At 66.2% G+C, this 515-nt stretch carries 1 protein-coding gene; it reads right to left on the reverse strand.

Annotated elements, in window-relative coordinates:
• Window positions 1-515 (reverse strand): glycosyltransferase (locus A5697_RS28045; protein WP_369806102.1); only part of this gene is annotated, 515 nt, incomplete at both ends.

Here is a 515-nt window from a genome sequence, read left to right on the forward strand (position 1 = left end):
GCGGGCTTCGTCATCCGAGCGGCCAGCTCGCGGGCGCGCGAGAGGTAGTCGGGGGAGAGGATCTGGCGCAGGTCGGCCACCAGCGACTCGCGCGTGGTTTTGGAAAACGGGCGGGCGACACCGACTTTCAACCGATCCACCTGCCCTGCCCAGATCTTCTGATCGCTCATGCTCCAGAGGCTCAATGTGGGCACTCCGGCGCGCAGGCCCGCTGCCGTGGTTCCCGCGCCGCTATGGTGTACCACGGCCCGGCAAGCGGGAAAGACCGCTGCGTAATTGACCGCGCTGACTACCTTGACGTGGTCCGAATGAGCGGCGCCACTGAAATCGGTTTTGCCAGAGCACACCAACGCCCGCTCACCCAGCTCCGCGCACGCCGCGCCGATCAGAGCGACCGTGTCGGCCGGCGATTCGGCAACCGGCATGCTGCCAAAGCCGAAGCAAATCGGCGGTGTCCCCTTCGCGATCCACGACAACACCTCGTCGTCGGTATCGGTGGGCAGCTCCATCGTCAG

It is taken from the genome of Mycobacterium sp. E3251, from assembly GCF_001666835.1.
Lineage (GTDB): Bacteria > Actinomycetota > Actinomycetes > Mycobacteriales > Mycobacteriaceae > Mycobacterium.